We start from the raw sequence: 19,674 nt of genomic DNA on the forward strand, positions 1-19,674 counted from the left end.
GGCCAAACGTTCTATTACCACTACAATTCCCACGGCGATGTCATTGCGATGACGGACCAACAAGGAAAAGTAGTCGCAAGCTACGAGTACGATGCATGGGGGAACGTCTTAAAGAGCGAAGCAACAGGACCAGCAGGGGACAATCCATTTGGTTATGCAGGTTATATGTATGACAAAGAGATTGGGATGTATTATCTAATTGCTCGTTATTACCAACCAGAACATGGTGTGTTCTTATCAGTAGACCCAGATCCAGGTGATGCGGATGATCCGATAACACAGAATGGGTATACGTATGCAGGGAATAATCCAGTGATGCATGTTGATCCAGATGGAAATTGGTTCTGGGCTGTGGTGAATGTTGTATCAGCAGTTGTAAGTGCAGTAAAGACGTATCAATCTGGTGGAAGTTTTGGAGACGTTGTAAGTGCAGCGGCATATGAAATGGTTAGTGGACCACTTAAAGCATATAAGGCTGTTAAGAAAGTGGCTAGTTTAGTTTGGAAGAAGCCTAAGCCAAAGAAGATGCCTTTAAAAATGGATTTGCAGATGTTTGCACATAAAAACCGAGTTAAAAAGCCCTTTGTACCTGCTGAATATTGGACTAGAAAAGCTCCATATCATTCTACTCCAAGTTCGAAGGTAACCCATTATAGGTATTATAATGGAAAAAAAGAAAAATCAACTGTGATATATGATAAATTTGGTAGACAAAAATATCGAATTGATCATTCGAATCACAGTATGCCAAAGAACCACTCAGTTCCACATTTACATGAATATAAATATGGACGTGGATATGGGCCGAAAGGAAAAGAATATAGATATAATTTTTGGAGGAAAAAATAATGAAAAAATGGTATGAAGGAACAGAAATAGAAAAGAAAATACCTGATTTTAAATCAATTTATATTAGATATATTACAAATCTTTATTACTACATTGATTATAATTCTCATTATGATCAAATCTCATTCTTAGAAATAACATTCTTATTAGAGGTAGATATAAAAAAGTTTACTTTGAATATAAAATTTAGTGATGTTTCTTCTTTTGATTTAACAGGGTTCGGAAATAGTTTCAACCAATTAGTAGGTTTTGAAATAAGCAATTTAAATAACAATGGGTTTGAAAAGAATAATAAGTACTTAGTGGAAGATTATGAGGACGGGAGTATTAAATTTTATTGCGCAAGCATAGAAATAGTATCCCTAGATGAAGTTTAACTTTTACAAGGGATAGTGATACATCGCCATTAAGGGGTTACGCCACATCGCTATCAAGCTAAGAGCGCCAAGAGAGTATATGCGAGTGTGTTTCTTTGAAATTTCTATGACTCTATTAAAGATGCGCATAACAAATAAACCTATTAATTAGGTGTTAAAAAAACATTATGCAACTTTGTAACTTTTTGACATCGTATAATCATACACAATACCTAAGATATCAAAGACGGTTTTCTTTTCGTACCGATGAGATTTTCTCCCGTTTTTCTCTAAAAGGTAAAACAAACGCAGCAAAACTTTTAATAATTTATCGGTTCCATTCTGTATTCCCCCATAAAACAATAGATAATAATTCTTTATCATATAGATGGATTTGTATTCACTTAACTCTTTCTTTTTCTTGTCTAAAAGTAACTGACGCATTTTGAACATCGTCGATGAACAGAGTAAAATGCTAATGAGTTGCCCGTATAAATGGCATTCTAAGCGTTCTTTTTTGATTTCTTTACACTTGTCAATTTGAAAGAAAGATTTCCATGTTTTGAACAAAATTTCAATTTGCCAGCGTAAGGAATATAGGTCATGGATATGTTCCGTTGGAACATTTTCTACAGAAAGATTTGTAATATATACGTTGATCCCACTTAATCGTTTACTTCGTTCTTTGTAGATAATACCTTTCTTCTTTTCCTTTTTAGCTTGTTCTTTTAGTCTTTTCTCTGTTTGCTCTTTTGTTAATCGATGAATAATAACACGAGATGGTAATTTTTGATACTGTCCAATGTATGCTTCCGAAATCTCCATTGTTTGACCAGGAGACAATTGATTCATAAGTTCTTCCATATCTAACTGAATATAGAGTGTTCCTTTCTTCACAGTCCCATTTTGAAAATACTCTGGCTTCTCATTCTTGCGATAGATTCGGGAATTTAATTTCAGACGTGAGATATAGTAGGCCCCTTTATCATGGATACCCTGTAAGTCATGTAAATCGAAATAGCCTAAATCTCTTATATACAAGTCTTTTGATCGAATGGTCTGTAGGGTTGTGGAACCAAAGGTTTTATCATTTTCTCTTCCTTCTCCTACATAAACGTGCAGGAACTTCCCACTCAATAGATAATACTCTAATTGAATTTTGACTCCTGCCGTATGGCTACTTCCACCTGAACCTTGGTAATGTGAAGAAAACGTATCTGGAAGCTGAAATGTTGTAGAATCTAGAACCCGAATGTTCTTAAAGGTCGTGGAATATTGATGAATTATTTCTTTTGTGGAATAAATTCTTTGAGTTAAAAGATTAGCTAGAACCTGTTCGAGAAACTGTACTGCGGAAGCATTAAATCGTTGGTTAAGCCCTTCAGGGCTGATAAGAACACCTGTAGATGCTTCAAGATAGCTACATAATTGTGTGAGTGATGTACTTGCAACCTGCTGGCTGAGCCATACACATAAACCAACTAACTCCTTTGCCTGATATTTACTCTTTCGCTGAACAAATCCTTTTTCTTTAGCTAGGTGTTCTAGGACGTCAGGGGACATATATCGTTGTAATTCTTCAGCAATTGGTTGAAGTTCGTCAAGAATCGAAAGATTCATAAAAAACGCCATCCTTTCTTATAATTCTATAGAAAGGATAACGTTTTATTTACTTGATGAATAGTGAATAATCTTAGCTTGATGGGGATGTGACGTGACCCCTAGAATGTTGCGTTATGTTACCTAAGAATGTATGGGATATTCATTAATTAGTACAGACATAAAAGTGATTAGAAAATACATCATAATATATTGTTTTACAAATATTTACACTTTTTTCAAAAGATGTGCTAAAATTTATTATGAAATTATTCTAAATATTTGAATAATAAATTTTAAGGGGGAAGGGAAAGAAATGAAAAAAATAATAATATCTATGCTATCTTTATCTTTTGGGTTAGTTAGCATAGCGCCATTAAGTGCAAATGCAACTACACCTATTGAAACTAATAAAAAGGAAATATCTGTGGAAGAATTAGGAATAAAAGGAGCAGTGGATAAGTATTTTAAGTGGTATTTTGAATCTGTTAATGATCTTTCTAAAAGTAATATCGCAGAGTTAGACAAGATTATTAAAAATGATAATCTAAAAGAGTTTCAATTAGTTAAGGCTAAACTTAAAAATGAATGGTATAAAGAATTTAATAACGCTTTAGCAAGTTATGATGTTTCTATTAATTATGATAATGTTGATATAAACGGTAATGAAGCTAATGTTTCTGTTCGTGTAGGAAATAGTGTAAGGGATAAAAATAATTTAGATGTGTTACAAGAAGAAGGTCTTCTCGATCATAAGTTATTGTTAATTAAAGATAGTGGTAACTGGTATGTAAAGGATGATTATTTTACAGATAGTTCATTTGATTACAACTTTGATGAAAAAACTATGAAAGAGACTTCCGATCAACCGTTAGTTACTCGTACAAAAGAGTTAAAGGAAAACTTAGTAAATATAGAAATGGATTTTAAAAATTATAAGAAGACACTAGAAATAACACAAGCAGAGCAAGAAAAACGTCTTATGCCACGTTTTTATGGTGGATATAATGGACAAGCAGCGGCAAATTATGCTTTAAGGTGGGCAGAAGGCCAAAATCCTGCTTACAATTTTTATCCTAATGTAGATTGTACTAACTTTGTCTCTCAAGCATTAGTTGCAGGAGGAGTAAGACAAGATGGTACTTGGTTTTCAAAAGGCGTAGGCAAAGCTGATAGTAATGCCTGGGTAAGAGTTCTTGAATTAAGAAATTGGTTAGTAAACAAAGGATATGCGAAAGAAACAATTCGACATGGTAATGGAAAAGTAGGTAATCTTGTTCAACTTTTTAGTACGAAGAAAAATAGATATAGTCATACAGTAATAATTACGGCTTCAAACCCACGTAGCGGAGAAATTTTTGTATCCGCACATTCTGATCCTAAGCGTAATGCGCCTTTAAGTAGTTATTATATGAATTTCTCTACCGAAAGGCATTTAGATTTATATTAATTAAGGAATATTTATTAAAGAGAATGGGGGCTCGTCATGAAAAAAAATATTATACTAGCTATCTTATTTATCATGTTTGGGGTTTTCATTGGATGTACAAAAGAAAGTGACAAACAGGTAGTTAAGAAAGATTTAGTGAATCAGAATCCTCAACAAGTAATAGAAGATTATTTTAAATATATGAATGAAAAAAATGAGAAAAAATTAAATTCGCTATATTATGAAAAAATAAGCGATTTTCATTCTGATAATGTAGAAGAGATTAAACTTGTTAGTATTAAAGAAGATACGACAAATAACAGGACAGATTCGTATTTGATATACGGTCCTGGAAAAAAACAAGGTATAAAAAAAGAAAATATAAAAGCATACGATGTAACATATGAAGTTAAATTTAAAGAAAATATTGGACCTTTAACGAGTGGTATACATGATACATCTTTTATAATTATCCGTGATAGTGAGGATAGCCCATGGTTAATTGGCTCACAAGGACAATAAATAAACTATTAGGCAAAGAAAGAGTTTAAGAAGAAAGGACTTATCATTGATAGGTTCTTTTTTTGTTATGGGGGTCCCGCCACATCGCCATCAAGCTAAATGTTTATTACACCCCCAGAACGAAATTTTTAGGATTTCTTGTAACGAAAAAGCCTATTTATCGTTTTGGGGGTGGCTTGTTTTCTTAGGTTGATGGCGATGGGGTTACGCCAACAAAACGCGAATTTCGTACGCTAAGCAAATTTCGACACGAAAAAACTGATTTTGGTGTACGCTAAGGATTTTTAGATGGTGTAATAGAAATGGTCGTTTTTGTTACGTGGTAAAGCCATTAATATCAAGCTTTTTTCCTTAGCGTACAAAATTGTCAAAATGTTGGTGCGACTGGTTACAAAGTATGGATATACAACGGAAAAGACTATGAACCATTTGATGTCGGAAATGTAACTACATGGACAACTCAGAATCAGAATATTCGGCCTACGGAAGCGGAGATTACATCTGATGGGAAATACACGTACAAATGGAAGGTTTGCTGCAGAAATATGGGAGAAGACTCATGTCCTTCGTGTTAATGCTAAGCAAATAAAAAAGATGGGTAAGCCGTTTCATTCACGTCCATAAATGATATTGAAGAGAGGTGGAACATATGCCGATTATAAAAAATATCGATTTATTTAATCCGCATGACAGAGAAAAAAATAGGAAGTTTTATTTAGAAACAAGGTGTATGTCGTTATTATATCGTCGTTTACTTCCTACGTTAAAAACAGAGGAATATAGAGGTGTGTTCATTAATTGTCTTTCGAGCATAGATGAAATAGATGATCCCTATGATGATTTATATTTAATGTTCGATCATTTGACGATATTTATAGAGAGAGACATGAATGAATATTCATGTCTCTCTACGAACATAGAGAAAAAAACGTATATGTTAGATGCAATTCAAGAAGGCATGGAAAAAGCTGCAGATCAACTTAAATGGGACAAAGAAATATTATATAAGGTTTACCAACAAGTTGTCGATTTTAATTATGTAAACGAATATATTTATACAAAGAAAAGTAGCCCGAATCGAAAGTATGTATGTAGTATCATATGTGAACATGATGTTTCACATATTGATGTTTATATACAAGTGAAAAAGAGATACGGTAAAAAAGTAATTGGAAAAGAAAAAATTTATCGGACGCGTTATACAGATGAAGAATATCTTTTTTTTTCATTTTGGAAAAGTAGAATGGACAAGCGATAATTCAGTGGTATTTTCGCATAAGTGGATGCCAAGAAAGTGTATGGTAACATTTGTAGAGAAAGAGAATTCTAAAGAAATATACTGGGAATTGGAAAAAATTAAAAGTTAGATGATATAACTAGTGATTTAGCCAAACGAGTAATACGGTATTTAATTGAGAAGGTAGCTAATTTTAAGAAAGTCCCTAAAGTTAAAAAGGCATCTCGACCAAAGTATGTGCCTACGGATGCTAAGGGGAAAAACTAGGATTGCCAAGAAATAAAGGCGGAAAACTAGTGAATGGTACTTCTCATATACCAACTTCTATGTATCCACACTCTCAGATTGGAATTAAAGAGGGAGGCCGATTTGACGGACAGATTGGACAGATCACGATAGAAGGGATCATAAAAATCCTCATTCCCATCGAGCTATATTTAAGAGTGGCTCATGGAGTTTTAAAGAATAATTCTAAGAGGGGATGGGCTTATATATTTGAAAAAAATGAATTTTATTTTAAGACTACGTGGAAATGATTTTTTTAACGATGAACTTTCTTGTTTAGGTTGGCAATTTACCGAAATATTAATGTGCCTAAAGGATTATATGAAAAGCTATGACTGGTATATTTTTGATGTATTAGGTACTAGTAAATTATCTCTTTTCGAATTGTTTCCAAAGAATTCTATGGAACTATGTATTATTTCTTCAATTGAAGAATTAATTGATAAAGTGAAAGAGGTAGTTCAATTTGAGTCAGGGGTTTTTATTGCTATCAAAAAAGGGATAGCAGTAGAGTGGGATCACAATTATTTACCTGAAACAGAAGAAGATGAGGGATTACAACACTCATTCGCGGATTTAGAGATTCGTCTTTTTGATTATTCTTTTTTCGAAATATATGGTAACGATAGAAAGGTGAAAAAAAGAATATTAAGTCATTTTGAGAGAAAGATAAGTAGATAGTTAGTATATAAGTTCATCTAATATAATCGACATGATTGTGGATATACAAAGTAAATCAATACACAACTAATATGATATTTCCATGTCGAAACAATGAGCTTAACTTATATAGTATAGCAATTTCTTAGATAAAGAATAATTTAGCTTGATTTCTTTTTATAAAGATTAAAAGTGAATTCATAGACACGAATAATAAAAGAGGAGATGAATAAGATGGCGGCAGAGAAAGCAGATGTTTTCACATTAGCAAGATTTGGTGATTATGAATCATTTAAAAAAAGGTTTGTGTTAGAAGAAATCAATAATAAGGATGAATTTGGAGGAGGCCTCTTACATGACGCAATCGCAGGAGAAAATTTTGATATTGCGTTGTTCTTGATAGAAAGTGGTTTTAATGTAAATATGACAGATGAAGATGGTAATACAGCGCTACATTTAATTGGTGAACACCCTAATTTGGAGGTAGCTAGACTGATTCTAAATAGAGGTGGAGATTTGAATATTAAGGATAAATATGGAAACAATGCATTGTGGGTAGCGGTTTTTAATTGTAAGAGTCGATATTATGATTTGGTTGAGTTGTTTATGCAGTATAATCCAGATACAACGTCAAAAAATAAAGCAGGTAGGTCTCCAATAGATTTCGCAAAACAGGTAGGGGACGATAAATTAGTTGAAATGTTAGAGAAGTGATGGGGTAAGAAGAAGGGTAAATCAGTTGTTAGTAGAAGATGTTGGGAATGAAATTGTATATGCTAGATTCCTTGGTACGTTGAAATGGGAGAATGAAAACCATATTGTAGTAGCATCTAAAACAAGTAGTTAGATGGCGGAAGTACACCTAGAGTAACTATCTCTTAAATAGATTCCTTTCTTTATTGTAGATTACATCAGTGATTTTATGATACGGAGGGATATTGTTTATGATGGAAACACTTGAAACGAGAAAAATTCGTGAAGAACTAGATGTAGAAACTCTTTTGGAATTATAGAAGTTTGTTTTAATCTCTATCGAGGATTAACAAGGAGAAATAGCTTCCTACACGAAACATACAAGTACGATACCAACAGTAATCGTACAAAAGGCAGTAAAACAGAAGAAATTGCATATGAATTATGATTCGATTAATCAGCTAACCGTACATCCAACGGCAAATACACCTATAAGTGGAATGCGGTAGATCAACTAACGGCCACTACTATGCAAATCGTGTTGATGAGGACTATCCATTATCATCATGCTAGATATGTGGAAACGGATAGTATAGTGCATAACAATTATGCATTACCGCGTATTTCCTTTAAATGAATACCTATCTAGACATAAAAAGCAAGAAGAACCTTTTTCGTTCTTCTTGCTTTTTTTAGTATGAAATGTGTTGGACGTGCATATGGTTGTACAAATGGAAATATAAGTTGAAGTAGGTGATGAAGTGAAGAGTTGGCTGTCGACAATTGAAACAACTGTTTTATCAATGGCCGTGCTACGACTCATTGGTGGAAGTTTGGAAGTAACGATAGCGCTGTTGATGCTGTTCTTTAATGATCCGAAGAAATCATTAGCGCTCAACAGCATCTTAGCAATGGTTGGACCGTTCATTCTCCTTTCGACAATTGCGATTGGAGTTGCGGGAGTTGCGCAGGAGTTGTCTTTCTCAAAGCTTGTCTTTGTCGGAATAGGTGTGACATGTATCTTAATTGGTGTATTCAAGTAAGGGGGAAGCGTAGATGATTGAAGTATTTGATGTGTTGCCATCATCTATTCAAACGATTGTCCACACTATGATGAAGAAGCATAACTGTAGCGTAGATGAAATAGAAGAAATTCGTGTTCGAGTCAACCGTCCACTTGAGCTGATGATGCGAGGGGCACCTTATTTCTCAACATATGTTGTACATAAGGAAGACGGAGTTCATTTGTTAAATCAACTTAGTCATTATTCGTTGTATACGATGGAGGAAGAGCTTCGGAGAGGATACATCACAATTAAAGGTGGTCATCGAGTCGGACTAGCAGGGCGAGTTGTGACGGAAAAAGGGAATGTCAAGATGATTAAAGAAGTGACGTCTTTTAATATTCGAATTGCGAAAGAGCAGGTTGGTATTGCAGAAAGGCTTATTCCGCATATATACCGAGGGCGCTGGCAAAATATGATGATTATTGGTCCACCGCAAACAGGAAAAACAACTTTATTACGAGACTTGGCTCGTATTGTGAGTATTGGAGATCGAGATAGAAAGATTCCTTCATACAAAGTAGGGATTGTGGATGAGCGTTCTGAAATCGCAGGAAGTGTGAAAGGGATTCCGCAATATTCTTTTGGGACGAGAGTAGATGTGTTAGATGCGTGTCCAAAGGCAGAAGGAATGATGATGCTTATTCGTTCGATGAGTCCAGAAGTAATTGTTGTAGATGAAATTGGTAGAGAAGAAGACACGGAGGCAATTATTGAAGCTGTAAACGCAGGTGTGCAACTAATGGTGACTGTTCACGGATATGAATACCACGATTTAATGAAACGACCTTCAATGAAGGAAATTATAGAAGCAAATGTCTTCCAGCGCTTTATTATTTTATCTCGGGATCAAGGTCCGGGTACGATTAAGCGTATTTGTGATAGTGAGGGGAAGGAACTACCGTTACGAGTAGGAGGCGGCGTATGGTTAAGTTAATTGGTGCCATTCTTATCGTAGCTGTCACGACATGGATAGGTTTCGAACTAGCGAAGAAATATAGTGATCGTCCGAAGCAACTTAGGCAGTTGAAGGCTGCCTTGCAGTCATTGGAAGCAGAAATTATGTATGGTCATACACCTCTGTATGAAGCGATGGAGAGCATCGCTCATTTATCGAAGGCTCCGTTAAGTGTATTCTTTCAATCATTTAGTAAGCGACTGCAAGAAGGTGCTTCGTCTGTAAAAGATGCATGGAAAAGTAGTTTGGATGAAGTATGGCCTCAAACGGCTCTTCGCAAGGAAGAGTATGAAATATTAAGGCAATTTGGGGAAACATTAGGACAACATGACCGTGAATCACAACAGAAGTATATTAAACTAGCCATTCATCATTTAGAGAAAGAAGAGAAAGATGCACGGGATAATCAACATAAATACGAGAAGATGATGAGAAGCTTAGGTTTCTTGTTAGGACTACTACTTATTATTCTGCTTGTGTAGGAGTGAAAAGGGATGGGATTAGATTTTGGATTAGTATTCCAAATAGCTGGCATAGGAATTATCATTGCATTTTTGCAAATCATTTTGAAACAGATGGGGCGAGATGATTTCGCCAATTGGGTAATCTTCGCGGGGTTTGCGGTTATTTTGTTCCGTGTGGCAATCGTTGTCAGTGATTTGTTTGACAAAGTTAAATCCGTCTTTCTATTTCAGAGTTAGAAGGGGGTTTTGACGATTGATATTTTGCAAATAGTAGGGCTTGGTCTTGTAGCAACGTTTTTGGCATTAATTTTGAATCAACATAAATCTAGTTATACGATGCTTCTCGTCGTATTCGTAGGAAGTGTCATGTTTCTTCTACTTGTCGATCAAATTGCTTCGCTCCTACGTATGGTTGAAAAAATAGCAAGTAATGCGAATGTAAATATGGTGTACGTGGAAACACTCTTAAAAATAATTGGGATTGCCTATATTGCCGAGTTTGGAGCCCAAATTACGAAAGATGCTGGTCAAGGGACTATAGCTTCTAAGATTGAATTAGGAGGGAAAGTGTTAATTATGGCGATGGCAATTCCAATTATTACGGTAGTAATTGAAACAATCTTAGGGTTTCTTCCAGGTACGTAAGTGAAAAGATAGAAAGGAGTCGCGTATGTCTCCCGTAAAGCGCTTCATACTTATTAGTTTCTTTTTTGCTCTTTTTTTCTCGCCGAAAGTAGTACAAGCTACTATATCCACTCCACAAGAACCACCGAAAAGTAACGTAACAGATGGACAGTTTCAGTCGTTAGGATTACAAGAGGTTCAAAACTTTTGGGAAGATGTTGTGACAAAGTACGGTGGATATTTACCAGAGAGTCAAAAAGGAAGTTTCTTAGAGTTTGTGAAGGGAGAGAAAGAGTTCTCTCTGAAAGAATGGTTCGTCGGATTTCTGAAGTTCATCTTTCATGAAATATTAGCGAATGGGAAATTGCTTGGCATGCTTGTCTTGTTAACGATTTTGAGTGCGTTGTTGCAGTCGTTACAGTCAGCATTTGATAAAAGTAACATTAGTAAAATTGCAGATGCGGTTATTTACTTAGTATTAATTGTTGTTGCATTAAATAGCTTCTATGTTGCGGCATCGTATGCGCAAGAGGCGATTCAACAAATGATTAATTTCGTCATTGCGCTTTTACCGATTTTATTAGCACTTATTGCTGCAACAGGAGGAGTAATCTCTGCCTCTTTCTTTCATCCAATTGTGATGCTACTGATGAGTACGAGTGGCATGTTTATTAAATTTTTCGTTCTGCCACTTTTGTTTTTGGCAACAATCTTGAGCATTGTTAGTACAATTAGTGATCAATATAAAGTAACGAAACTAGCAAACTTATTACGAAATATAAGTGTTGGAGCACTTGGTATTTTCTTAACTATTTTCCTAGGGGTATTATCCGTGCAAGGAACAGCAACTGCCATTTCAGACGGAATTGCGATTAAGACTGCGAAGTTCGTAACGGGAAACTTCATCCCTGTTATCGGTAGAGTGTTCACAGATGCGGCGGATACAGTGTTAAGTGCATCTGCTCTACTAAAGAACACAATTGGTATTGCAGGTGTCGTGATGTTGTTGTTAATCGTTGCGTTTCCAGCTATTAAAATCCTCTCTATCGCCCTTATTTATAAAGTAGCGGCCGCAATCCTTCAACCACTAGGAAGTAATCCTGTTATTTCTTGTTTAGATACGATTGGAAAATGTGTCATTTATGTATTTGCTTCGTTAGGAATTGTTTCACTTATGTTCTTCTTGACGATTACCGTCATCATAACAGCTGGGAATATTACGTTGATGTTCAGGTAGATTAGATAGAAGAGGGAGGAGGGGACAGCGTGCAGTTTTTGACCGAATGGGTGAATACAATTGTTGTATTTATTTTACTAGCGACAATTATTACGATGTTGTTACCGAATTCAGCGCTTCAAAAATATGTAAAGATGGTCATTAGCTTAATGTTAATTGTCATTATTTTGAACCCATTATTTAAACTATTAAAGACAGATGTGAACGCAATCTTGTATTCATTCGATGCAGACACCTATTTGGCATCAAATGGACTAGAAAATCAACTAGATTCGAAGAAAAAAGAAATACAAGAGAAAGGACGTGCATATATTTTAGAAGAGATGGCTGTCCGACTCAAAAAACAAGTGAAAGAGGAGATGCTAAAGAAGTATGGTGTAGAACTAGTATCTGTTCAATTAGAAGCGAATGAAGGAACAACAGAAGTGAAATCGCATGAAGATATTCAGCATATACGTGTTGTCGTGAAGCCACTCAAAATGAAAGAAGGGGATTCTGTACAAACAGTCAAAGAGATTGTTATCGATACAGAGAAACCACTAGAGAAAGAAAAACAACAGCAAGTATCTCCTGAAGTAACAACATTTTTGGCAACTAAGTGGGAAGTGGCAGAAGAACAAATTCTCATTTCAGAAGAGAGGGTGAAACGTTAATTGTTATGGGAGAAAAAAAGAAAGGATTAGCAGCCTTTTTCGATAAGTTAACACGACAACAAAAAGAAGATGGACCTAAAAATCAGAAGAAACTGCCTCCAATATATTTAGTTTTATTATTAATCGTTGGTGTGTTCTTCATGGTTGCCGGAAATTTATTTACAAATAGAGAACCGCCGACAGCGGAGACAGTCGCACCGAATATGAATGAATCGAATGATAAAGAGGCGATTGAAACATTCGGAAGAAGCAAAGACGGGGCAAAGTCGATAGGTGAGTATGAAGCAGAGTATGAGGCAAGACTGAAGACGGCACTAGAGACAGTATCTGGTGTGAAGAATGTTGAAATCATGATTAATTTAGAAGCAAGTGAGACGAAAGTGTATCATAAGAACTCCGTTACGCATACACAACGAACAGATGAGAAAGACAAGCAAGGTGGAGAAAGAACAACAGAAGAGAGTTCGGTGGATGAACAGTTAGTGATGACACGTAAAGGAGATGGAGACAGCCCTGTCGTTGTCCAAACGAAAAAACCGGATATTCGTGGTGTTTTAATTGTAGCAAATGGAGTAGACAATGTGCATGTAAAGAAGAGAGTGATTGAAGCGGTGACAAGAGTACTTGATGTACCAAGTCATAAAGTATCGGTTCAACCGAAGAAAAAGTAAAATTTGAGGGGGAAGTATTATGTTGAGAAAACAAACAATTTGGTTATTAACCATGTTAAGCTTGGTCATTGTATTGTCTGTTTATTATGTGACACAACCGGATGTAGCGCCTACAACGAAGCAGGTAGATAATAAGAATGGAGATAAAGCGACGGATGCAGGTAATGGAGATGCCGACGTAGAAACGACGGATAATGAAGGGTTTGTTGCGAAACGCTTAGAATTAGAGCAAGACAGAAGTCGTTTGAAGGAAAATTTAGAAACAGCTGCTGGTGATACAAAAGTTTCAGCAGAAGATAGAAGCAAAGCGAAAGATAAAATAGATGAGCTTGATCGAATGGGACAAAAAGAACAGAAATTAGAGATAGATATTAAGGCAGCAGAAGGATATAAAGATGTACTTGTACATGCAGATGGTGCAAAAGTGAAAGTGACGGTAGTGGCAGAGAAATTAACAGCAGAGCAAGTAAATAAAATTATGCAGTTAACGAAAAAAGAATTAGGTGTTTCAGCTCAACACGTAACCGTTTCGCATGTAACAAAGTAATAGAAAAAGCTAGGTATCTATAAAGATATCCTAGCTTTTTCTATTTTTTGTAGATGGATTATTCCAAATTTTGATCTGATAAATACATAAAAAGTGGTTGCAAAAACATTATTTTAGTAGTAAGTTTTAGTAGTAAGTTATAAAGTGTGATAGAAAAAGTTGAAATTTTAGGAATAGAAACGTAAGATGAGAGTATAGGGAAAAAAAGCAACAACTTTTAGGGAGTGACACGTAGATATGAGAATACAGGAAGTGCGTGAATTAATTCGCTTAATTGACCAATCAAATATTGATGAATTTGAATATGAATATGAAGGTGCAGTTGTAAAAATAAAGAAAAATAGCGACAGTGTTGTTGTGAATCGTGGAGTTGTACAAGCTGATACGTACCAACCAGTAGAGCAAGTAGCACCTATCGCAGAGCCGATTGCCGTACAACAAGTGGTGAAAGAGGAAGTAGCGAAAGTAGATGACGCTAATCTAGTAAAAGTAACATCACCAATGGTAGGTACATTCTATGCATCGCCAACACCAGATGCTGATGCGTATGTTTCTGTAGGACAGAAAGTATCATCGAATACGGTTGTATGTATTGTAGAAGCAATGAAATTATTCAATGAAATTGAAGCAGAGGTAGACGGCGAAGTTGTTGAAATTCTAGTTAAAGATGGCCAATTAGTAGAATATGGTCAACCACTATTTCTTGTAAAGAAATAACAAAGGGGTAGCGTATGATTAAGAAAATATTAATAGCTAATCGTGGAGAAATTGCAGTACGTATTATTCGTGCTTGCAAAGAATTAGATATTGAAACAGTAGCTATTTACTCAGAAGCAGATAAGGAAGCGCTTCATGTACAATTAGCAGATGAAGCGTATTGTGTAGGTCCGACTCTGTCAAAAGACAGCTATTTGAATTTAACGAATATTATGAGCGTTGCAAAGTTAACAGAATGTCAGGCTATTCATCCGGGATATGGTTTTTTAGCGGAGAACAGTGATTTTGCAGAGCTTTGCCGAGAGTGTAACTTAATCTTTATCGGTCCATCGCCAGAAGCAATTTCGAAGATGGGTACGAAAGATGTTGCACGAGAAACGATGAAAGAAGCAAGTGTGCCAATCGTTCCAGGTTCACAAGGAATTATTGAGGATACTGATCAGGCAATTTCACTTGCAAGTGAAATTGGTTATCCACTTATCATTAAAGCAACAGCTGGTGGTGGCGGAAAAGGTATTCGTGTTGCACACAATGAACAAGAATTAATAAAAGGTATCCAAATTACACAGCAAGAAGCTGCGACAGCTTTCGGTAACGCGGGTGTATATATTGAGAAATATATTACGGACTTCCGTCACGTTGAAATTCAAGTAATGGCAGATAATTATGGGAATGTCGTTCACTTAGGCGAGCGTGATTGTACCATTCAACGTCGCTTGCAGAAGTTAATTGAAGAAACGCCATCACCTGTATTAGATGAAGAAATTCGTGAAATGATGGGTGACGCAGCGGTAAAAGCAGCGGCTGCGGTAAATTATACTGGAGCAGGAACAGTCGAATTCATTTATGAACACAAGACGAAGAGTTTCTACTTCATGGAAATGAATACACGTATTCAAGTAGAACATCCTGTTACAGAAATGGTAACAGGTATTGATTTAATTAAAGAGCAAATTCATGTTGCGAACGGAAAAGAGTTGTCTTTTAGACAAGAAGATGTACAATTAAAGGGTTGGGCGATGGAATGTCGCATTAATGCTGAAAATCCATCGAAAAACTTTATGCCGTCGCCAGGAAAAATCGATATGTATTTGCCACCAGGTGGATATGGGGTTAGAATTGACTCAGCGGCATACCCTGGCTATACGATCCCGCCGTATTACGATTCAATGATTGCAAAAGTCATTACATATGGCGAGACGAGGGAAGAAGCCATTGCAAAGATGAAACGAGCATTACAAGAATTTGTTATTGAAGGAATTCATACGACGATTCCGTTTCATTTGCAAGTATTAGAACATGAGAAATTCATTTCAGGAGAGTACAATACAAAGTTTCTTGAGAAATATGAATTTGTTAAATAAAAAGGAGGCTTTCAAATGAGTGAATTCAATATGCTAGATATGGGAGAAGCATCATTAGGAAAAGTGGAGATTGCTCCAGAAGTTATTGAAGTTATTGCAGGTATTGCGGCTTCAGAAGTAGAAGGCGTTGTAGCAATGCGCGGCAACTTCGCTAGTGGTGTTGTAGAGAAATTAGGAATCAAAAACCACGGCAAAGGCGTAAAAGTTGAATTATCAGAAGATGGTATTGTATTAGATATTTACGTAACAGTAGCATTTGGTGAAGCAATCCCAACTGTAGCTGGAAACGTTCAAGATAACGTGCGCCAAGCATTATTTACGATGACAGGCTTAGAAACAACAGAAGTTAATATTCATGTTGTAGGCATTTCGTTTGATAAACAAGGAAATGAGCCGGAGTTAGCGTAACAACGAAGAAGGGGGACTCTCCTTCTTTTTTTATTTCATTTTGCTCAGTCGTGTCGATGTGTATTTAGTATGCGAAATAGCAATAATATGGATGAGTAGTTTTATTTCCGATGCCTTCTTTTCTTACATAAAGTATGGTATTATCAGTTTGGAATATGGAAAAGCATTTGTCAAAGACCCTCGCTTACATAGTGAATACGTATGAAACGGGTTTTTTCCAGAGAACGATTAAAGGAGTTTTTTTACAGATGAAACGTAGAACGGCACGCGAACGAGCGTTACAAGCTTTATATCAAATTGATTTGGCACAAATCGAGCCAAAAGAAGCAATTATGAATGTGTTAGAAGAAAACAATGAAAAGGGTTCGGAGTTTTTAGAGTCTCTTGTTTTTGGCTATATCGAACATAAAGAAGAAATCGATACAATCATTCGTCAAAACTTAGCAAAATGGAAGTTAGAGCGAATTGGGTCTATTGATCGTAATATTTTACGAGTGGCTGTTTGTGAAATGAAATTCATTGAAGATGTTCCAACGACAGTATCATTGAATGAAGCCATTGAAGTAGCGAAAGTATATGGTGATGAAGAATCAAAACGTTTCATCAACGCTGTATTAGAGAAAGTAAAAGCATCAATGAATTAATTAGTTCCGTCGCTTCGTATGTTTAGCATAAGAAGAAGGGACTATGGTATGATGATAGAAAAGCCATCCCCTCCCAAAGTTGGGCTATGCCCTATAGTTATCTTATGGAAGGGGATTTCTTTCAAACATACGATATGGGAAGAGAGAGTATAGCGTATTCATTGCTACGCAAAGCGCTACATACATAGATTTTTTTGCACGAGAAAGAGTAATTATTATTTTGTCTGGGGGAATGTGTCATGGTAAAAGCGGAAATTATTTCAGGTAAAGAAGTAGCAGCAGAGAAACGAGCTAGTCTAAAAGAAGAGGTCCGTGTTCTACAAGAAACAGAGGGTATTATACCAGGACTAACAGTCATTTTAGTTGGTGATCATCCAGCTTCACGTTCTTACGTAACAGCCAAACATAAAGCATGTGCAGAGATTGGTATGCACTCTGAAATTATTGAATTAGAAGAGAGTGTATCAGAAGCGGCATTACTTGCTGAAATTAGTCGTTTAAATGAAGATGACACTGTCCACGGTATCCTTGTACAGTTACCATTACCAGGCCATATCGACGAACAAAAAGTTATTACAGCCATTTCTCCAGAGAAAGATGTGGATGGGTTCCATCCAATTAATATCGGTAAGATGATGACAAATCAAGAAACACTTCTACCGTGCACACCATTTGGAATTGTTGAAATGGTGAAATCAAAGGGAATTGATATAAAAGGAAAACATGTTGTTGTTATAGGGCGTAGCAATATTGTCGGGAAGCCAGTTGGTCAACTTTTCTTAAATGAAGATGCAACGGTGACATATTGCCATTCGCGTACTGTGAATATGCAACAATTAACGCTTCAAGCAGACATTCTGATTGTAGCAGTTGGAAGAGCTAATTTTATTTCAGCAGAGTACATAAAAGAAGGAGCGGTTATAATTGACGTTGGTGTGAACCGCCTTCCGTCAGGGAAATTGTGTGGGGACGTTGTGTTTGAAGATGCCTTGCAAAAAGCAAGTTATGTGACACCTGTACCTGGTGGTGTAGGTCCGATGACAATTACGATGTTACTTCATAATACAGTACAAGCTGCGAAGAATGTACGCAAAGGAGTTTAATCCTAAGTATGGATGAAAAAAGGTATTTAACAGTAACAGCTTTAACGAAGTATATGAAGGCAAAAATCGAACGCGATAGACACTTGCAAAGCTTGTTGTTAAAAGGAGAAATATCTAACTTTAAATATCATAGTAGAGGGCATATGTATTTCACGTTAAAGGATGAGAATGCACGTATCGCTGCTGTTATGTTTGCTGGTTATAATCGCGGGATTGGTTTCGTACCAGAAGATGGAATGAAAGTACTCGTACAGGGAGAAGTCTCTCTGTACGAGCCTGCTGGGTCGTATCAATTGTATGTGAAAGAGATGCAACCAGATGGTATCGGAAATCTTCATCTAGCATATGAGCAATTAAAGAGGAAACTAGAAGGAGAGGGGTTATTCTCTCCGTTATACAAGCAAGAGATTCCAAAGTACCCAACTACGATAGGAGTTATTACATCTCCTACGGGTGCGGCTGTTCGAGATGTTCTGACAACGATTGAGCGTCGTTATCCGGTTGCGAAAGTAGTTGTAATTCCAACACTTGTTCAAGGTGGATTCGCTGCTCCCTCAATTGTTCAATCTATCCAAAAGGCAAATGAACGAGGAGAGTTTGATGTTCTTATTGTTGGACGTGGTGGCGGATCGATTGAAGAATTATGGGCATTTAATGAGGAAATTGTCGCAAGAGCAATAGCAGATTCGAAGATTCCAATTATTTCAGCGGTTGGACATGAAACAGATTTTACAATTGCAGACTTTGTAGCGGACTTACGTGCGCCGACACCGACTGCTGCGGCGGAAATGGCTGTTCCAAGTATCGGTGATGTATTGGAAAGAATTGAGCAACGTACACTTCGTTTGCAGCGTGCGATGAACGAGAAATTACAAGAGGGTAAGAATCGTTTGAAGCAAGCGGAACAATCATATGCATTCCGTTATCCGAAGCAATTATACGAGCAGAAGGAACAACAATTAGACCGCTTGTTAGAAGATTTAACAAAGGCAATCAATCACGTCTATGATCAAAAGAAGAAGATGTATGAGCAACATGCGCTTCGACTTGACAAACACCATCCGCATCAACAAGTTGAGCACATGAAGAGTAGGTTCGCTAATTTGGAAAAGAACCTTCAACAAGAGGTACATAAGATTCTTGAGAAGAAGCAACAACAATTTTCGTCTGCTGTTTCACGACTTGAAGTGTTAAATCCGCTTCATATCATGAATAGAGGATATAGTGTGGCCTATAATGAGGAAGGTAGTGTTGTGAAATCTGTGAAAGACATTCGCCTTGGTGAATCATTAAAAGTTCAAATGCAAGACGGCCATGTAGATTGCCATGTACAGGGTATTGAGGAGCGTGAATTAACAAATGAGTGAAAAGAATAAGAGTTTTGAAGAAGCATTAGCAGAGTTAGAAGAAATTGTTGCGAAGCTAGAACAAGGGGATGTCCCGTTAGAAGAAGCAATTGATTATTATAAAGACGGCATGAATCTTTCGAAAGTGTGTCATGATAAATTAAAGAATATAGAGAAAAAAATGAGTATGATTTTAGGTGAGGATGGTCAAGTTCGTCCATTTTCTGTTGGAGGAGAGGAATAA

24 protein-coding genes are annotated in these 19,674 nt (G+C 36.3%); 23 read left to right on the top strand and 1 reads right to left on the bottom strand.

What is annotated here, in order from left to right; all coding sequences use genetic code 11:
• Together IEV41_RS00005 and IEV41_RS00010 are read left to right on the top strand one after the other, a co-directional pair.
• On the top strand, positions 1-849 hold an 849-nt coding region (locus tag IEV41_RS00005; protein WP_188386419.1), incomplete at its 5' end, for an RHS repeat domain-containing protein.
• On the top strand, positions 849-1,226 hold the full coding sequence (locus IEV41_RS00010; RefSeq protein ID WP_188386420.1) for a hypothetical protein: 378 nt from the start codon (positions 849-851) through the stop codon (positions 1,224-1,226). The genes IEV41_RS00005 and IEV41_RS00010, both read left to right, overlap by 1 nt.
• A gap of 165 nt (positions 1,227-1,391) precedes the next feature.
• Here IEV41_RS00010 and IEV41_RS00015 read toward each other — a convergent pair whose 3' ends face one another.
• Positions 1,392-2,825, bottom strand: a complete 1,434-nt coding sequence (locus IEV41_RS00015) for an IS4 family transposase (protein ID WP_188386421.1) — start codon at positions 2,823-2,825, stop codon at positions 1,392-1,394.
• Between the two features lie 295 nt (positions 2,826-3,120).
• Here IEV41_RS00015 and IEV41_RS00020 point away from each other — a divergent pair, with 295 nt between their 5' ends.
• The 21 genes from IEV41_RS00020 (at position 3,121) to IEV41_RS00120 (ending at position 19,674) form a co-directional block, all read left to right on the top strand.
• The gene (locus tag IEV41_RS00020; protein WP_188386422.1) at positions 3,121-4,254 is read left to right on the top strand and encodes an amidase domain-containing protein; all 1,134 of its coding nucleotides are present in this window, start codon (positions 3,121-3,123) and stop codon (positions 4,252-4,254) included.
• Positions 4,255-4,290: 36 nt separating this feature from the next.
• Positions 4,291-4,755 carry a DUF4829 domain-containing protein gene (locus IEV41_RS00025; RefSeq protein WP_188386423.1) on the top strand — a complete coding sequence of 155 codons (465 nt, stop codon included), beginning with the start codon at positions 4,291-4,293 and terminating at the stop codon, positions 4,753-4,755.
• A gap of 649 nt (positions 4,756-5,404) precedes the next feature.
• A complete protein-coding gene (locus IEV41_RS00030) occupies positions 5,405-6,013 on the top strand; it encodes a hypothetical protein (protein ID WP_188386424.1) in 609 nt (202 codons plus the stop codon).
• 474 nt (positions 6,014-6,487) lie between these two features.
• Positions 6,488-6,958 (top strand): hypothetical protein, encoded by a 471-nt coding sequence (locus IEV41_RS00035; RefSeq protein ID WP_188386425.1) that lies wholly within the window; start codon positions 6,488-6,490, stop codon positions 6,956-6,958.
• A 213-nt stretch (positions 6,959-7,171) separates the two neighbouring features.
• A complete protein-coding gene (locus IEV41_RS00040) occupies positions 7,172-7,651 on the top strand; it encodes an ankyrin repeat domain-containing protein (protein ID WP_188386426.1) in 480 nt (159 codons plus the stop codon).
• 740 nt (positions 7,652-8,391) lie between these two features.
• A complete protein-coding gene (locus tag IEV41_RS00045; protein ID WP_229722099.1) occupies positions 8,392-8,673 on the top strand; it encodes a YqhV family protein in 282 nt (93 codons plus the stop codon).
• 13 nt (positions 8,674-8,686) lie between these two features.
• Entirely contained in the window at positions 8,687-9,631 is a 945-nt protein-coding gene (gene spoIIIAA, locus IEV41_RS00050) for a stage III sporulation protein AA (RefSeq protein WP_188386427.1), read from the top strand.
• A complete protein-coding gene (gene spoIIIAB / locus IEV41_RS00055) occupies positions 9,619-10,134 on the top strand; it encodes a stage III sporulation protein SpoIIIAB (protein WP_188386428.1) in 516 nt (171 codons plus the stop codon). Before spoIIIAA ends, spoIIIAB begins: the two co-directional genes overlap by 13 nt.
• 12 nt (positions 10,135-10,146) lie before the next feature.
• Positions 10,147-10,353 carry a stage III sporulation protein AC gene (spoIIIAC, locus tag IEV41_RS00060; RefSeq protein WP_188386429.1) on the top strand — a complete coding sequence of 69 codons (207 nt, stop codon included), beginning with the start codon at positions 10,147-10,149 and terminating at the stop codon, positions 10,351-10,353.
• 9 nt (positions 10,354-10,362) lie between these two features.
• Positions 10,363-10,761: a stage III sporulation protein AD gene (gene spoIIIAD, locus IEV41_RS00065; RefSeq protein WP_229722100.1), complete on the top strand. Its 399-nt coding sequence runs from the start codon at positions 10,363-10,365 to the stop codon at positions 10,759-10,761.
• Between the two features lie 25 nt (positions 10,762-10,786).
• Entirely contained in the window at positions 10,787-11,977 is a 1,191-nt protein-coding gene (gene spoIIIAE, locus IEV41_RS00070; protein WP_188386430.1) for a stage III sporulation protein AE, read from the top strand.
• Between the two features lie 29 nt (positions 11,978-12,006).
• A complete protein-coding gene (gene spoIIIAF / locus IEV41_RS00075) occupies positions 12,007-12,630 on the top strand; it encodes a stage III sporulation protein AF (protein ID WP_188386431.1) in 624 nt (207 codons plus the stop codon).
• Positions 12,631-12,635: 5 nt separating this feature from the next.
• Positions 12,636-13,301, top strand: a complete 666-nt coding sequence (gene spoIIIAG / locus IEV41_RS00080) for a stage III sporulation protein AG (protein WP_188386432.1) — start codon at positions 12,636-12,638, stop codon at positions 13,299-13,301.
• A gap of 19 nt (positions 13,302-13,320) precedes the next feature.
• Entirely contained in the window at positions 13,321-13,848 is a 528-nt protein-coding gene (locus tag IEV41_RS00085; protein ID WP_188386433.1) for a SpoIIIAH-like family protein, read from the top strand.
• A gap of 237 nt (positions 13,849-14,085) precedes the next feature.
• Positions 14,086-14,565 carry an acetyl-CoA carboxylase biotin carboxyl carrier protein gene (gene accB / locus IEV41_RS00090; RefSeq protein ID WP_188386434.1) on the top strand — a complete coding sequence of 160 codons (480 nt, stop codon included), beginning with the start codon at positions 14,086-14,088 and terminating at the stop codon, positions 14,563-14,565.
• A 14-nt stretch (positions 14,566-14,579) separates the two neighbouring features.
• Positions 14,580-15,929 carry an acetyl-CoA carboxylase biotin carboxylase subunit gene (gene accC / locus IEV41_RS00095; RefSeq protein WP_188386435.1) on the top strand — a complete coding sequence of 450 codons (1,350 nt, stop codon included), beginning with the start codon at positions 14,580-14,582 and terminating at the stop codon, positions 15,927-15,929.
• A gap of 15 nt (positions 15,930-15,944) precedes the next feature.
• Positions 15,945-16,337 carry an Asp23/Gls24 family envelope stress response protein gene (locus IEV41_RS00100; protein WP_188386436.1) on the top strand — a complete coding sequence of 131 codons (393 nt, stop codon included), beginning with the start codon at positions 15,945-15,947 and terminating at the stop codon, positions 16,335-16,337.
• A gap of 248 nt (positions 16,338-16,585) precedes the next feature.
• The gene (nusB, locus tag IEV41_RS00105; RefSeq protein ID WP_188386437.1) at positions 16,586-16,981 is read left to right on the top strand and encodes a transcription antitermination factor NusB; all 396 of its coding nucleotides are present in this window, start codon (positions 16,586-16,588) and stop codon (positions 16,979-16,981) included.
• Positions 16,982-17,220: 239 nt separating this feature from the next.
• A complete protein-coding gene (folD, locus tag IEV41_RS00110; RefSeq protein ID WP_188386438.1) occupies positions 17,221-18,084 on the top strand; it encodes a bifunctional methylenetetrahydrofolate dehydrogenase/methenyltetrahydrofolate cyclohydrolase FolD in 864 nt (287 codons plus the stop codon).
• An 8-nt stretch (positions 18,085-18,092) separates the two neighbouring features.
• Positions 18,093-19,451: an exodeoxyribonuclease VII large subunit gene (gene xseA, locus IEV41_RS00115; protein WP_188386439.1), complete on the top strand. Its 1,359-nt coding sequence runs from the start codon at positions 18,093-18,095 to the stop codon at positions 19,449-19,451.
• Positions 19,444-19,674, top strand: a complete 231-nt coding sequence (locus tag IEV41_RS00120) for an exodeoxyribonuclease VII small subunit (protein WP_188386440.1) — start codon at positions 19,444-19,446, stop codon at positions 19,672-19,674. The genes xseA and IEV41_RS00120 overlap by 8 nt, the downstream gene beginning before the upstream one ends.

This window comes from Priestia taiwanensis (genome assembly GCF_014638355.1).
Lineage (GTDB): Bacteria > Bacillota > Bacilli > Bacillales > Bacillaceae_G > Priestia_D > Priestia_D taiwanensis.